The 14,340-nt window shown below is 41.5% G+C and carries 13 protein-coding genes and 3 tRNA genes; 12 read left to right on the top strand and 4 right to left on the bottom strand.

Annotation, left to right across the window (positions count from 1 at the left end; genetic code table 11):
- The first annotated feature begins 111 nt into the window (after window positions 1-111).
- From BLT41_RS05680 to BLT41_RS05665, 5 genes are all read left to right on the top strand, one after another.
- Window positions 112-816, top strand: a complete 705-nt coding sequence (locus tag BLT41_RS05680; RefSeq protein ID WP_092159198.1) for a DUF1614 domain-containing protein — start codon at window positions 112-114, stop codon at window positions 814-816.
- A 30-nt stretch (window positions 817-846) separates the two neighbouring features.
- A complete protein-coding gene (locus BLT41_RS05675; protein ID WP_092159196.1) occupies window positions 847-1,626 on the top strand; it encodes a MogA/MoaB family molybdenum cofactor biosynthesis protein in 780 nt (259 codons plus the stop codon).
- A 113-nt stretch (window positions 1,627-1,739) separates the two neighbouring features.
- Window positions 1,740-3,167, top strand: a complete 1,428-nt coding sequence (locus BLT41_RS05670) for a TolC family protein (RefSeq protein WP_092159194.1) — start codon at window positions 1,740-1,742, stop codon at window positions 3,165-3,167.
- A gap of 68 nt (window positions 3,168-3,235) precedes the next feature.
- Complete coding sequence (locus tag BLT41_RS17750; RefSeq protein ID WP_263008862.1) at window positions 3,236-3,466, top strand: dual CXXC motif small (seleno)protein; 231 nt, start codon at window positions 3,236-3,238, stop codon at window positions 3,464-3,466.
- A gap of 9 nt (window positions 3,467-3,475) precedes the next feature.
- The gene (locus BLT41_RS05665; RefSeq protein WP_170830312.1) at window positions 3,476-4,414 is read left to right on the top strand and encodes a lytic murein transglycosylase; all 939 of its coding nucleotides are present in this window, start codon (window positions 3,476-3,478) and stop codon (window positions 4,412-4,414) included.
- A 21-nt stretch (window positions 4,415-4,435) separates the two neighbouring features.
- On the opposite strand, the gene BLT41_RS05660 is transcribed toward BLT41_RS05665, so the two are convergent.
- Window positions 4,436-5,551, bottom strand: a complete 1,116-nt coding sequence (locus tag BLT41_RS05660; protein ID WP_092159192.1) for a glycosyltransferase — start codon at window positions 5,549-5,551, stop codon at window positions 4,436-4,438.
- Between the two features lie 188 nt (window positions 5,552-5,739).
- Between BLT41_RS05660 and BLT41_RS05655 the strand changes: the two genes are divergently transcribed.
- Window positions 5,740-6,639: a glycosyltransferase family 2 protein gene (locus tag BLT41_RS05655; protein WP_092159190.1), complete on the top strand. Its 900-nt coding sequence runs from the start codon at window positions 5,740-5,742 to the stop codon at window positions 6,637-6,639.
- A gap of 74 nt (window positions 6,640-6,713) precedes the next feature.
- On the opposite strand, the gene BLT41_RS05650 is transcribed toward BLT41_RS05655, so the two are convergent.
- Window positions 6,714-7,076 carry a molybdenum cofactor biosynthesis protein MoaE gene (locus tag BLT41_RS05650; RefSeq protein WP_092159188.1) on the bottom strand — a complete coding sequence of 121 codons (363 nt, stop codon included), beginning with the start codon at window positions 7,074-7,076 and terminating at the stop codon, window positions 6,714-6,716.
- Between the two features lie 30 nt (window positions 7,077-7,106).
- On the opposite strand from BLT41_RS05650, the gene BLT41_RS05645 reads away from it, so the two are divergent.
- A complete protein-coding gene (locus tag BLT41_RS05645) occupies window positions 7,107-9,779 on the top strand; it encodes a tetratricopeptide repeat protein (protein ID WP_092159186.1) in 2,673 nt (890 codons plus the stop codon).
- 82 nt (window positions 9,780-9,861) lie between these two features.
- On the top strand, window positions 9,862-10,866 hold the full coding sequence (locus BLT41_RS05640; RefSeq protein WP_092159184.1) for a VgrG-related protein: 1,005 nt from the start codon (window positions 9,862-9,864) through the stop codon (window positions 10,864-10,866).
- Between the two features lie 31 nt (window positions 10,867-10,897).
- Here BLT41_RS05640 and BLT41_RS05635 read toward each other — a convergent pair whose 3' ends face one another.
- Window positions 10,898-12,412 (bottom strand): NFACT RNA binding domain-containing protein, encoded by a 1,515-nt coding sequence (locus tag BLT41_RS05635; RefSeq protein WP_092159182.1) that lies wholly within the window; start codon window positions 12,410-12,412, stop codon window positions 10,898-10,900.
- An 18-nt stretch (window positions 12,413-12,430) separates the two neighbouring features.
- Window positions 12,431-12,793, bottom strand: coding sequence for an RNA polymerase-binding protein DksA (gene dksA / locus BLT41_RS05630; RefSeq protein ID WP_092159180.1), 363 nt, complete (start codon window positions 12,791-12,793; stop codon window positions 12,431-12,433).
- A 357-nt stretch (window positions 12,794-13,150) separates the two neighbouring features.
- On the opposite strand from dksA, the gene BLT41_RS05625 reads away from it, so the two are divergent.
- The 4 genes from BLT41_RS05625 to BLT41_RS05610 all read left to right on the top strand — a co-directional run bounded on the left by BLT41_RS05625 (window position 13,151) and on the right by BLT41_RS05610 (window position 14,339).
- Window positions 13,151-13,225: transfer RNA gene (locus tag BLT41_RS05625), tRNA-Gly, on the top strand.
- A 12-nt stretch (window positions 13,226-13,237) separates the two neighbouring features.
- Window positions 13,238-13,312, top strand: a tRNA-Cys gene (locus BLT41_RS05620).
- A gap of 4 nt (window positions 13,313-13,316) precedes the next feature.
- Window positions 13,317-13,391 (top strand) — tRNA-Gly (locus BLT41_RS05615).
- 228 nt (window positions 13,392-13,619) lie between these two features.
- Entirely contained in the window at window positions 13,620-14,339 is a 720-nt protein-coding gene (locus BLT41_RS05610; protein ID WP_092159178.1) for a class I SAM-dependent methyltransferase, read from the top strand.
- Window position 14,340: the final 1 nt, after the last annotated feature.

Below are 14,340 nucleotides of genomic sequence, written 5' to 3'. Positions count from 1 at the left end.
TTTTTTGAACGAAACTTACTTAATTTATCAATAATATCTTGAAGTGTCTGCTTCAATAGCTTTAAATAACGCATTTCAATCAGTCTTTGCAACAAAGGAGTTTTTATCAAGATGCGCGGTCCTTTATTTTCTCTACCTACAGTGATGTTTTTAGGCGCTCTTTTTTTTATTCTCATATTCTTTTTGTTTATATTTGTACAGGTTGGCCTTATAACAGTCGCCTTTTCAAAATTAGGACTTACACCGGGGCAAGGGTTTACTCTTTTGATTGCCACCTTGCTTGGCAGTGGAGTGAATATCCCTGTTTTTCGATCTGAAAGATTGGTCCCTGATGTATTTGTCAGAAAATTTAGAATATTGAATCCGCAAGCTCCTGTTGAGGAGCCTCTACAAGGGAAGTCGCTGGTTCACCAAACCGTGGCAGTCAATCTTGGCGGATGTGTAATACCGGTACTGTTGTCACTTACGTTGCTGGCCCGTTTCGGGTTTAATCTTCCTATTCTTCTCTGTATTATAATCGTAAGTGCGGCTACTTATGCTTTAGCGCGCCCTGTTCCGGGAGTAGGGATTGGTATTCCGGTTCTCATTCCCCCTATAATAACGGCTCTGGCAGCTCTTATTTTTGTTCCGGGAGATGTTGCTCCTGTTGCAGCCTACGTTGCCGGTAGTCTGGGAACTTTGATCGGAGCGGATCTGCTTCATTTAGCAACTCCTGCAACTAGAAAAGTTCTTGATGCTCCTGTTGTCTCAATTGGCGGAGCTGGAACTTTTGACGGAATTTTTATTACCGGTATTTTAGCGGTCTTGCTGGCCTGATAAAAAGCAGTATTTAAAAGGAGTATGGTTATGGTAAAATGTGACTTTTCTTCTGCCGGGAATGTGAGTGTCGGCAGCCGTATTTATTTAGGCAGCGGTGATAATTTTCCACAGGGATGTCCCTTTATAAAAGTTTCAAATGAAGCTCGAAAATTGCGGGCAGGGATGAAACTGGTCAGCGAAGGGTGCGATTTGCTCAGGATTATTTCCGTTTCATGGGCGGACCAAGTACCGGGAGCCAAGACATGGGTTGCCGAAGTTCTTGACGTTCTTCCTGATACAGGAAATCTAAATTTAAAAATTGAGAAGATAGGTTATTCTGTTGCCTATGTGACTCTTAGCGACAAAGGGGCTGCGGGACAAAGAGAAGATAAGGGCGGACCGCTGATCGCAGAAATTATCAGTGATTCTTTGCCGGTATCTGCTGTGCACGGATTTCTTATTCCGGATGAGTATGGAGATTTAAAATCACTTCTTATGCATCTGGCGTACACAAGCAGGTTTGATCTTATCATCACTACGGGGGGGACAGGTGTCGGACCTCGGGATATTTCTCCTGAAGCAACTCTTGCAGTCATTGAAAAGAGATTGCCCGGTTTCGAGAGAGCCATAACTGCAACCGGTCTTACTAAAACACCGCACTCCATGATTTCCAGAGGGGTTGCAGGTACGCTTGGGGACTCCATTATAATAAATGTGCCGGGTAGCCCTAAGGCTGTTAAAGAGAGCTTGGAGGCCGTTATCCCAGCCCTTAAACACGCAATTGATAAGTTGCAGGGTGATATCTCTGATTGCGCAAATATTGCGTAGTGTTTAATTACAAAATGTTTCTTGATTCCCTTGGCAGGAACCTCTATATAAAGTTTGATTTTGTTTTTTAGTCTTTTAAATAAAAATAACACGCATTGCTCAGGACGGATAGAATGAAACGCAACATTTTTCTTTTGTTTACGTTAATCTTTTTACTTGCGGCGGCTACAGCTTCTTTTGCTCAGCAGCTTCAAGGTGAAGGTCAACTCGGGGAAGCTAAAGCTCCCGTTTCCATGGAACAGGCTACAGAACAAGTTCCGCAGGCTGTTAGCAAGGAAGAGGAAACTGCTGATTTAACTCTTACTTTGGAAGAATGCGTTAATATGGGTCTTAAGCGGAACCCGACTATTATCGCAGCGCGCAAGCAGCTCATGGCCTCCGAAAGCAGTGTTGAATCTCAGCGCGGTCAGTTCGGGGCAGGAATGAAGTTGAAATACGGATATACTCACTCAGGTGATCAGCCAAGATCCGGAGATATGCCGACAGATTACCAGGATAAATGGGGACTTGGCATTAATGTCAGTCAGCCGATTTTCATGGGATTTGAATTGCTTTCGAAGTTCCAGAAAACGAAGCTTCAAAGAGAACAGAGCGATGCCAGCCTTTATAATGCAGAATTGATTCTGATTAGAAATATTCAGGAAGCATTTTTGACATTGTTGCAAGGACGGATGGAAGTAAAAAGTAATCAGGATTCTGTTGCACGACTTAAATCTCAGCTTGATGTTATTCAGGCTTTTTATCAGGTGGGACTAAGACCTAGGGTTGACGTTTTGCAGGCTGAAGTTGAACTTGCCACAGCTGAGCAGGATATGCTTAAGGCTTCGAACTCCGTTGCTTCAAGGGTTGCAAGGTTGAATACGTTGCTTAATCTTCCACTTGAGAAAAAAGTTAATTATTCTGGAGAACTTACCTATTTGCCTTTTTCGATGACTCTGGACCAGTGTATTGTTAAAGCCGACAAGGATCGTCCTGATCTGCGAATTGCTATGAAGGCGATTAAGATTTCAGAAGAAGATGTTACTATTTCCGAAAGTTCTTTTTATCCTAAACTTACTGCGGATTTCAATTACAACAGCGCTGGCGGAGATCCTTCCGTAAGTAAGAATAGATATAATTATAAAAACCGTTCTGATTCTTGGGACGTCGGCGCCAATGTTAATTGGGATTTCTTTAACTGGGGCGCAACCTACTACGATGTGCAGAGAGCTAGTGATAATGTAGACAAGATTAAGGCTGAGTATGACAATACAAGACTTGAAGCTTCCTACGAAATCAAAGATCAGCTTTTGAGTCTGAAAGCCTCGGCTGACAGAATCGGTGTTGGTCGTAAATCTGTTGAAGCCGGTCGTGAAGGTTATAGAATGGCTATGGCCCGTTATCAGGCTCAGGTCAGCACAAACAACGAAGTTCTGAACGCTCAGTCCAGACTCAGTGCCAGTGAAGCACAGCTTATTGAAGCTCTGGCTGACTATCAGGTTGCACTCGCAAGGTTGTTTGTTGCAATGGGAACTAAGAATCCTTCGCTTACAACTAATTAAGAAAAAAACATGTTATTCTAAAGCCGGCTTCCGTTATGGAATCCGGCTTTTTTTATTAAGGGGGCGCCATGGGCGGGGGGAGAAGACTTTCATCAGACTTGGGAAGTATTAATAATACTGCTAAGTCAGGGATGATTTGTAAAGATTGCGGCGGAGAACTATATACGAGTCGGGGTTGAACCGGAGTTTCTTTATGTTGCAGGTCTTGCGGCAAAAGGTATAGTGTTGCGGAATATGCGAAGTTTATTGATGATGACTTCGAAGAACAAATGGCTAATGTTTCGATGAACAGATTATAATGAGGATTTATGACTTTAAAGCTTAAAAAGCCGATGATCATTTTTGTTCTTTGTTTTTTGTTCATGATTTGCAGTGTAGTTTGCAGTCTTGCTTCAAGCTCGGCAGATCATGATGCTTGGGCGCCATTAAAGGATAGGCTGGTCAATGACGGGTTTAACAGAGAATATATAGACACGGTTTTTTCTGCCGGAACAATGAAATATGATTCTGGTATGATGACAAGAAAGATGAAAGTTCTGCTTCATCGCAGATTCGAGCCACCGGCTAAAAAAATAGCCCGTGAAAAAGAATATGACGATAGATATGTGGGGCCGATTCTTCTCGCCGGAGCATATTCATATCTGCGTGAAAATTTTGAAATTCTTACCAGAATAGATAAAAAGTATGGGGTGTCTCCCTCTGTTTTAGTCGCATTGCTGCTGGTTGAAACAAAACTTGGACATACCCTCGGCAATTCGCCTGCTTTTAGCAACCTTGCCAACATGGCTGCCAGTCCAGATCCTATGAAGTTTTTTGATGAACTGGGGCATACTGATCTTGCTCCTGAGGATATGGTATGGCTTAAAAAAAGAACTAAGCAGAAGGCCGACTGGGCTTATAAAGAACTGTCAGCTCTTTTAAAATTTTCTTCCACTAATTCTCTCAATCCATCGGAAATACCGGGGTCACCATACGGGGCTTTCGGTATCTGTCAGTTCATGCCGACGACTGCAATCAGTTATGCTGTTGACGGGGATATGGACGGCCGGGTAGATTTGTTCAGTAAGGACGACGCCCTTGAAAGCATGGCAAATTTTTTGAAAAGGCATGGCTGGAAAAGCTCGCTCAGCAAAAAGAAAAAGCTGAAAGTTATCTATCGCTATAATCATTCAATGGTATATGCCCGCACAATTTATGAAGTTGCTGTGCAACTAGATAGCATTCGGTCAACTTTCGGCCCTGAGTAAGTATTCTTATTTTAAAATGAGCTAAGAGTTCTTTGTAAGTGTTCCCTGATAAAGAGTCAGAGTGCGCTTTAAAAAGTCAGATCCTGAAAGCTGCGACATTGTTTTAGCGTGAGTTTCAAGTAATCCTTTTTTCATTTCAGGACTGCTGATCACTTCTTCCAGTTTAAGCGCCATGGCGGAAACATCTTGTGGTTCAACCAGTGCTTCTTCGGGAAGCAGGTCCGGCATTACTCCGACTGAGGTAGATATTAGCGGGCGTTGGCAAGCCATAATTTCAAGAGCTGCCCTTGCGATGGTTTCGGACCAGAGTGAAGCAATCACACCAATATCAATCGCTGAAATACAGGCTGAAATGTTCTCACACTTCCCGCTTATTTCAGTAATGTCGGCAATGTTATTTTCATTTAACCATGAGTCTATTTCGTGTCTGCTCGTGGCAGTCGGAAAGCCCATCAGGAATAATTTTATATTGTCGTTCTCAGAGTTTTGGCGAACTTTTGCAATCGCTTTTATGAGTTCATGCTGACCTTTTACTCTGTCGAATCTGCCAAGAAGGCCGACAACAATTTGATCCTCAGTGAATCCGTACTTTTTGCGGATTTCACTTCTTCCTTGTTGATTGAACTTAAATTTATCAGTATCGACCCCGCCATGTATGAGCCAGAGACTGTTTTCGGCTAATTCCATTTTTTTTAGAAAATGTTCAGCCATGCGTTTGTTTGTTACGACAACCGCGTCGGCAATATTTGAATGCAGATAGCGGTTAAGTATATCGTTTCGTGGAAGACGCTGGTCTCCGCGGGTTCTTACGAGCTTAAAGCCAAGACCTGCTTTCCTGAGAAATCCCCACCAGAAGAAAGCTTCTCCTCTGTGGCAGTTTACTATATCAGGTTTATGTTTGCGAACGAGAGAAAGAACCCTTGCACATGCTTTGACAAATTTTATAGGGTGCGTTGAATTCAAATCAATTGTTTCAACATTAAGTCCCATTTCGAGAGCTTTCTCTTCCGTTTCTGTATCAGGAACGGTGATGACAAGAACATCGTGCCCGGCGTCCTGCAGTAGTTTACTGAGGTATAGGGCGTACCATGAGGTTGCGTTGAACCATCGAACGTTTATGACTTGAAAAATTCGCATGAAAGTAAATGACAATCCGTTAACTAAAGAGTCAAGTAAAAAGGGTCGATAAGCAATATTATAGGCAATTTATTACCCGTTAATAATGTTTATCGAACTATATCCGTCACAGGTCTTATATCGTTTCTTAATAGTATGTACACCTGACAATTTGAATTATAAAGATTTTTTTAAAAAAAGGTATGTGAATGTCGGTTGATAAAAATAAGTCGTTTCCTGAAATTTCTGTTATTATACCAACTTACAATAGGTCGGAGCTACTTTGCCGTGCTCTTCGTTCCGCTTTAGTACAGAGCTTTACTGATTTTGAGTGTTTGATAGTGAATGACGGTTCGACAGATGATACAGTGCAGATGCTTACAGAGTTTACTGATGTGCGGATGAAAGTCTTGTTTCAAGAGAATAGAGGCGTTTCCGCAGCACGTAATTTTGCTATAAAGGAATCAAAAGGAAAGTATATAGCTTTGCTTGATTCTGACGATGAGTGGTTGCCTAAAAAACTTGAAATGCAGCTTGCATTTATGAAGTCTGAAGAATTAGATATAAGTCAGACTAATGAAATTTGGGTGCGCAATGAAAAGCGGGTAAATCAGAGCAAAAAGTATGCGAAACCTGAAGGCATGTTTTTTGATAAGTCTCTTGAAACGTGTTTAATCAGCCCGTCATGTGCTATGTTCAGCAAGAAGTTTTGGGATAGCGTCGGCCCGTTTGATGAGAATATGCCGGCCTGTGAAGATTATGATCTCTGGATCAGGTCCGGGTTTAAATTTCCGGTCGGTCTGTTGGAAGATCGGTTGACCATTAAGTACGGAGGGCGCCCCGATCAACTCACGAACAGTGTTGGCTGTTTTGATTTATACAGAATTTATTCTATTATAAAATTGCTGCACAGCAATGAGTTGAGTCTGGACGAGCTTGAACTTGCTAAAGTAGAATTGCAGCGCAAAGTCAGTTACTTTGTGGGCGGATGCAGGAAGCGCGGAAAGTTGGAGCAGGCTGAAAAGGTTGAACAAATGGTAAAAAATGTTTTAGAAGGGCAGAGTGTAAGTCCTGCAGATATTCTTCCTGATCAAATAATATCTGTTTAAAGTAAGATTGCCCAAAAGAGACCCGTTTTTGCTTTGCAAAACACAAGTTATTGGATCTCTTTTGAACAATCAGTTTAGGCCATTATTTCTTTTTTGGTGAAAGCTTCGGATTTTACTCTGTCGAGCATTGTTGCAAGGCAGGCTTTAACATTTTCGCGAATATCACCGGCAACGATAAGGAAAAGAACATCATCGCCGGGTTTAAATGTTCCTTCATGTGCTTCGACAACAATTTTATAGATACCCGGTGATTTTTCGTATTCAGCGCGGAGCTGTTCAATTTTTTCATGGTCAGCTTTGATTTCGATTCCGGAAACTTTCTCGTGTGAACCGCGGGACCAGCCGCGGACAATTCCGTTGTGAACCAGAATCATTCCAACGTTTTTAGCAAATTCGGGGTCTTGTTTAAGTTCAGAAATTTTTTTCGAAATGTCCATAATCTCTCCGGTGAGTAAGGAGTTATTGTTTTGTATCAGATTGCCAGCTTATTTGAAAATCTTCCCGTTGTCAGCCATTCTCGCATGGTTAATCGCGGTTACGGCGTATGGATGGTGTGGGGAGGTACTCTCGACGACTCTGTTTCGCGCAGTATGAGTGATTTTGGTGGAATGCTCATGAAAGAAGGAACAAATCAGGCTTTCTGGTTCTTTTTCAGTGATGACGTATTCCGGGTGCTGGCGCGTTTGCAGATATGGTCAAAACTTAATCCAATGCCTGTCTTTACCCAGTTAATGCCGACCACTTTGCTTGTAGATTACAATTTAAATCTTTCATTGAATGTTTCGGATGAATTTACGAATCAAGAGACTGCACTGCCTACTGAGTTTGAAGTATTGATTCATCCACAGTTAAGTGTAGAAGTTAAGACTATTTCCGGTTTAAACCTTGAAGAGGAAAGATCTCCAAGTGGTCTATCAAAGTCGGGCTGGCTTAAATTAATACCTGATCAAGGGCTTGGGTATGAGTCTCTTCAGAGTTGGTATTTTATTTTAATTCCTGTGGGAAATCCTTCGGATAAGGCTTTTATCAAAGGATGGAGATCGTTTTTATCTGAAATACAGGTGTTGTTACAACGACTCGGAATTCAATACATTACTTCTGAAGTGCGGGTCATACTTCCTATTAAGTCTTTGTCTTTGCTTAGAACTTTTCTGAAAGATCTTTTGGTTCTTATAAATAGAGTAAGAAATCAGGAAGGAGAGGACATCAGTTACTGGCCATCTGTTATGGCTCTTGTTCCTCAGAAAGGGATGAGTTTTAATGAAGAAGTTGTACGTAAGGTTAATCTGGACTGGGATAAGCTTACTCCTGATTGTCCACATTTAAGATATCGGGATGCTTACCTTCTTGGGAAGGATTTTGCTGTTAATGAAGTAAGATTCGGAAGTGAGCAGGAAAGTTTGGAAGGATGGTGTCATGTAAGCCTTAAAAAAGGTGTTGAAGATAGTGGATCAGACTCTATTGAAGTGACTATCTCCCGGAGAGTCTCTATCGGTGAACATGACGATTGTTTTTATTGCGGGATGAAAAATCATATTCCATCCGAGTGTCCGAGTAGAACATTGCAAGGAGTCGATCCAAATGTTTGGAAGCAGCTTGCAGCAATAGACAGTGAAAAATTTACGGAAGGTTTTCAGAATATTGATGTCGGTATGCAGGGGAAAGAAGATGTTGTTGCAGAATTTAAAAAAATTCTACAAGGCGGGAGCAGTTATGAAAATATAATCGCTAAGGCTCTTTTTTCCATCAATTCCGTCTCTCAGTTACGTACATTATATTTGGTCTGGCGTTCCCGGGGAAAAGAATGGCCTAACGGGATAACTGAGCAAGGCCCGGAAGAAGGGGAATTGATCTGGTCAGCTTTTGAATCATTAGTCAGCGAAGACTTAAATGATGCTGAAATTCTGGTAAAAAATGCCATGATCAGATTCAGTCGCGGTTATCAACCCCGAGCTTTAATGGGTTTTATTCAGCTGGAAATGAATGAGCCTGAGCAGGCAGAGTTTTATTGGCAGGAAGCTGAAAGGTTAAGCTTTTCTCCTTTGCAGCAAGCTTATTTCATATATTTACAGGCACGATTACAAGAAGTTTCCGGTGAATTCGGGGCTGCAAGCACATCTTATAAAAAAGCTTTCGGTATTTGTCCTAACTGGCTGGAGCCTCAATATCGCAGAGCAGTCTGTATGGTAAAAATGGGTTTTTCAGAGCAGGCTGTTAGCTATTTTACAGATGTTATTTCGAAAGATCCTAATTATTTTAATAGAATAGTGATTGATCCTGAGCTTGATCGGGGTAGGCTCATTATTCTGCAATCTCTTGGAGAATTATGGGAAACAGCCGAGGCCGAGGCAAAAAAAGTTGCCTCCGGGATTGATTCTCTTACCTCTGACATATCCCAATGGTTTGAGGAAGGTCATGAGTTTGCTGAGGATGCCGAAAAGTTTATGGAGAGAATGGGGCGGCTTGCTAAAATTAAAAATTATGTAGCTTTTAGGCATCTTATCTCCGGTGTTGAGACTCTTACCGGTGAAATTGAAAAAAGGGTTGAGTACGAAATTAAAGTTATTAATAAGAAGGTTGATTTTTTCAGGGAGCATCTTAAAGAAATTCGCGGAGAAGCGTCATGGTTTCCGTTCCCTAAATTGCTTACGGAATTTAATGCGGATTTTAATTATTGCGCTACAAAGATTTATTGGATCAAGTCACAGCATTTAAATGTGGCCGAAACTTTCAGAAAAACCCAGAAATATCTTCTCCAGATTGAAGATAGACTTAAAAAACTAAAAAACAGATTGGTTACTCTGCGAGTTGTGCGGGATTCAACTCTTTTCATCATGCTGCTTGGCAGGAATTTCATATGGCTTGAAGTTGTTTTTTTAGGTCTGGCATTGCTTTGTATTCCTTTGCTTATTTATTATTCGACCAATGTTCAATCGAACTTCCTAATTGATATGATTATTCGTCAGAAGTGGGAATTTCAGAAAGGAATGATCCTTATTTTGAGCATATTGGCGTTAGCAATATCAGCTTTTAAAGCCGCCGTTGTTTTTGAAAAGCGGAAACGTGAGTTGTTCGCTTCCGGTGAAGATAAAAAAGGTGAAGACAAGAAAGGCAAAGATAAAAAAGGTAAGGGAAAGTAAGGAATTTAAACTGTTTTCAATGTTGGTATACTTGGTGCAATCCCATTGTTGAAATAATATTTTTTTGACAGAGGGAATAACCATGACCAATATTAATGATAATATCGCAACGGTAATGAAGGTGCTGGGGAATTCCTCAGGAACCGCTGCGGGGGTTGGTACACCTAATCTTGCAGCTTTAAAAAATAAAGCCGGATCTTTTGATATGGAAATGGAAATGGCAGGGCGTATGTTCTCTGAAGGGCGGGATGACGAAGGTTATTCCGCACAGGGGATGGATATGGGGGTTATGAATAACGCCTTGATGCTTGAAGCTTTGACAGCCTTGAACTCGATTAAAGGTTTACAGAAAAATGATGGTAGAGGTTCATCACCTTTTACCAACAATCCATACAGCAATATTTCTAATCAGTTTGATGTGACTTCCGTCAAAAATATGTCAATGCCGGATGTTGTCGGAGATTTATCCGCAAAATTTGAATCAGGTTCCAAAGGTGTGTCTGCCATTGGATATGATCGTGTGGGCGGAACCTCATACGGAAAATATCAAATTGCATCTAATACCGGGACAATGGACAAATTTATCGAATTTCTGAAGGATAAAGCTCCGCATGTTGCGGAAAGATTGGAGCAATCCGGGCCTGCTAATACTGGGTCTAAAAATGGTCATATGCCCGATGAATGGCGTAAAATAGCAGCAGAAGATTCAGCCGGTTTTGAGAAATTGCAGCATGATTTTATACGCAACAGTCATTATGATCCAGCAGCGAAAAAGATTTTTGCACAGACTGGAATTGATATTAATAATTTGCCGGGTCCGCTTCGTGAAGTGCTCTGGAGTACGTCTGTTCAGCACGGGGCTACAGGGGCATCAAATTTGATTTCACGGGCACTCGATAAGCTGTCTTCGCAGGCAACAGAAAAAGGCTTTCCAGCTAATCTAGTCAAAGAGATATATGGTGAGCGTAAGGAGCAGTTTGCTTCATCCACTGGGGCTGTGCAGGAGAGTGTAGCCAAGCGGTTGACGAAGGAACAGAATATGGTTCTTACAATGCTTGACCAGGCTTCTGTTTCTAAGCTGGCTTAGTTTGAATTAAATATAGTTTTTTAAATTGCGGTTATTTTTTAGCCAGAGACTCTTCAAGCGAATGGTCTACTTTTACGTGCAGAGTTCGGCTTACATTGTCGACTACGACCTGTCCCGGAGCAGCGCCTTTTCTTTTACGAACATCTTTAACCAGCGCGCACATTACATCCGCTTTTGAGTCATCACATCGGTAACTTTTAAGCGCTGCAAGCGTTGCGGCTTCTTTGAATGTTGTTTCCGGTATTTCCTGGCCGGGATGATCTCTTTTTAATATAACATGTGAACCAGGCCCGCCTTCTACATGAAACCAGTAGTCGAAAACAGATGCCGCCTTGCTGAGCAGGTCATGGTTTGCTTTGCTGTTTTTACCCCGGATCATGAGAAATCCATCTGAGGAAACAAAGAGAGCAACAGCGATATCTTTATATTTTTTAGGAATTTCAAGGCTAGTTTTTTGCCTGTCTTTGCTTGACGGTGGCATTAAATTGGCGTGAAGGAATTCTTCCTGCTGATTTTCAACTTCACCTCTCCGCCGCTCCATATGTTTGAGGCCCCTTTGAGCCTTGGCTGAAAGCTTGAAAATTTTAGTCATGTTTTCTGCCGGAGTCAGAGTAGGATCGAGCTTCACGACCATTTTTCCGTGCTCAGGATGTGTGACAGTAACCTTATCAAGTTCTCTTAGCGGTTTAAGGCGATACATCTCAGCTTGAAGAGCTTCTGCTTCGATTTTTCTGCTTAAAAGTTTGCGGAGCCTTTCCTCTTCTTCTTCAATTCTACTCATTATTTTTTTGAATTTCTTTTTACCGGACTTAAGAGCATTTTTATCTTCAGAGTTTTCGAGCCGTTCCATTGTGGGGAATAAAACTTTTTCTCCATATACTGAAGAGGCTTCGATTGCTGATGAAAATATTTGCTGATTTGAGTTTTCGTCCGGCCAGAGGCGTGGAGGGGATAATTCGTTTTTACCGTCAGTTGAAAGGTAAAAAGTATTAGCCGCACCGTTTTTCAGCGTATCAAGCAGTTTTTGAGCTTCTGGAGGTGTGAGCTTTTTAAGTGTCTTGCGAAGAGGGGGCGAAATATGCGGGAATTCTTTCCAGATTTCTGCAGTGTCCTGAATGTCAGCATAAGAAGGCCAAAAGACAGGAAGGCCGAAGTCTTGGGGTAATTCGTGAATCAGGGATATTCCCTTTTTCATATCAAATAAAAGGAACCTGTATTTGCCGGGTTCTCTTCCCGGAGAAAGGGAAAATGCGACACGCAGGTTGGTCCAGTCGTGGTGGGCTTCAAAAATCCTTCGTCCTGAAAGTCTTTTTCGAAGCCACATTACAGTGGCGGTGGGGTTTGCCGGGTTAAGCGGTTTTACCTTTGAAAGAAAAAAAAGGCCCACCGATTTGGCGGGCCTGAATAATAAGAATTCTTTTCCACCCGTAGATTGGAGCGCAAGTGTCCATACTCCGTCTGCGGGAGCAAATATTTTTTCAACCCTTCGCCCATTAAGATTTATCTCAAGTTCGAGTACAAGGGCATGAAAGAAGTGCGCGTCCATTAGATGTATTCCGGGAGATTACTCTCCCCGATTTTGTTCTTCCTCTTCCTGTCTGCTTTTGCATGCAATGCAAAGGGTTGTTACAGGTCGTGCTTTAAGGCGAGCAATTGATATGTCATCTCCGCAAGCAACACAGAAACCGAAGTCGCCGTCGTCGATGCGCTTGATCGCTTTTTGAATTTTTTTGATCAATTTACGTTCTCTGTCTCTTAGTCGCAAAGTAAAAGCTCTGTCGGATTCAGCTGTAGCACGATCGGCAGGGTCGGCGTAAGTTTCACCGGACTCTGTCATGTCTTCAATAGTTTCCTGTCCTTTTTGTAGAATCTCATCAAGATTTTGATTCAGGGCATCGCGGAAAAATGCTAATTCTTTCTGGTCCATATCATTAACCTCCCATTTGGAGAAGTTTAATTTAAGTAATTACCTCGACAACGCTAAGCTTTTTAAAGATGAAAGGTCTTATCCCAAAGACGACGTGAAAGTAAAGTGAAACCGGGGTAAATGTTATTAAAAATATAAATAAATTAAAAATCTAAATCGGTTGACAAAACTTTGAGGCCGTCCTAAAAGCTGTTCTCGGTTGACGCAATTAGTTCATTGAAATTTTTTTTTGATTTAAGTTTTAAACTGCATTGAACATGGCTAAGCAGTTTTAACTTAAAGAGAATATTATAAAAAAAGAAAAAAGTTGTTGACAGGTATTAGCCGAAAGGTTAACTTCTGTTTCGCTTTTCGTGAGCGGGAATAACTCAGCGGTAGAGTGTAACCTTGCCAAGGTTGAAGTCGCGAGTTCAAATCTCGTTTCCCGCTCCATTTTTTTTATAAGGCGACATAGCCAAGCGGTAAGGCAGAGGTCTGCAAAACCTCCATTCTCCGGTTCAAATCCGGATGTCGCCTCCAATCCGCGGGAATAACTCAGTGGTAGAGTGCAACCTTGCCAAGGTTGAAGTCGCGAGTTCAAATCTCGTTTCCCGCTCCAGGAGAGCTCAGGGTCGATCAGCAATGATCGACCCTTTTTTTATGTCTATTCATAATATATAAGTTTCCTTTTTTTGCTCATTGGTAAGCAGGGTGTTGACCGTATGAGTGTTAATGATTACTCCTTTTCGGCATAGAGAGACCTTATTCATACCAAAATGGAATGAATTTGTTTGTCTGTTTTTTGGTGAACAAAAGAATAGAATCGAACTTTCATAGGAGGAAATCCTTGAATAATATAGCTTTAAAGCCCGAGGCTTCATTTGATGAGCTACTTGCGGCTGCCCGTAATAAATTTGGTGCAATAAAATTTGAGTCTGTTAAAATTGGTGGGAAAGAACTCGAGATTGCTCAAGTTGTCGATATGCCCGCTTATTTAGATAGTTTAATTGATAAGATCAGAGGCGGTAAAAAAATAGAGTTGCCATTGTGGGCTAAAATTTGGCCTTCCTCTATGATTATTGGAGTTTATCTCCTTAAATTTAAGCCTGTTGAAAATGCTACTTTTCTTGAGGTCGGAGCTGGTGGCGGCATTTGCGGACTTTTAGCCGCCAGCAGAGGGTATAATGTCGTATTGTCTGACATTGACGACGATGCTTTGCTTTTTTGTCGTCTGAATGCTGTGCGCAATAATCTGGATGATAAAATTTCAGTTAAAAAAATAGATTTTTGCAGCGACGAAATGAATGAAAAATTCAATTATATAATTGGTAGCGAAGTTCTTTATCAAGAAAATATTCAAATTCCTTTTTATCTTTTTATAAAGAAGCACCTCAGTAAAGATGGTGGCTCGGAAACTCTTCTTGCGATGGATAAGAAGCGCTCCGGCCGACTCTTTTTTGAAGAAGCCAAAAAAAATTATCGCCTCATGCGGCAGGAAGTTCCTTTTGCCGGAAATGAAACTGAAGGTAAAACCCTTATTTCTCTTGTAAGAATGGGAGCACTTTAAA

The sequence above is a fragment of the Maridesulfovibrio ferrireducens genome (genome assembly GCF_900101105.1).
GTDB classification, from domain to species: domain Bacteria; phylum Desulfobacterota; class Desulfovibrionia; order Desulfovibrionales; family Desulfovibrionaceae; genus Maridesulfovibrio; species Maridesulfovibrio ferrireducens.
The sequence above is the reverse complement of the archived record's forward strand: the minus strand, read 5'-3'. Positions and strand labels throughout refer to the sequence as shown.

Bases quoted from the DNA above. Each gene is read 5' to 3' on its own strand.
- BLT41_RS05640 (WP_092159184.1), top strand. From the start codon at position 9,862: ATGACCAATATTAATGATAATATCGCAACGGTAATGAAGGTGCTGGGG.
- BLT41_RS05660 (WP_092159192.1), bottom strand. From the start codon at position 5,551: ATGCGAATTTTTCAAGTCATAAACGTTCGATGGTTCAACGCAACCTCA.
- dksA (WP_092159180.1), bottom strand. From the start codon at position 12,793: ATGGACCAGAAAGAATTAGCATTTTTCCGCGATGCCCTGAATCAAAAT.
- BLT41_RS05675 (WP_092159196.1), top strand. From the start codon at position 847: ATGGTAAAATGTGACTTTTCTTCTGCCGGGAATGTGAGTGTCGGCAGC.
- BLT41_RS05670 (WP_092159194.1), top strand. From the start codon at position 1,740: ATGAAACGCAACATTTTTCTTTTGTTTACGTTAATCTTTTTACTTGCG.
- BLT41_RS05635 (WP_092159182.1), bottom strand. From the start codon at position 12,412: ATGGACGCGCACTTCTTTCATGCCCTTGTACTCGAACTTGAGATAAAT.
- BLT41_RS05655 (WP_092159190.1), top strand. From the start codon at position 5,740: ATGTCGGTTGATAAAAATAAGTCGTTTCCTGAAATTTCTGTTATTATA.
- BLT41_RS05665 (WP_170830312.1), top strand. From the start codon at position 3,476: ATGACTTTAAAGCTTAAAAAGCCGATGATCATTTTTGTTCTTTGTTTT.
- BLT41_RS05680 (WP_092159198.1), top strand. From the start codon at position 112: ATGCGCGGTCCTTTATTTTCTCTACCTACAGTGATGTTTTTAGGCGCT.
- BLT41_RS05650 (WP_092159188.1), bottom strand. From the start codon at position 7,076: ATGGACATTTCGAAAAAAATTTCTGAACTTAAACAAGACCCCGAATTT.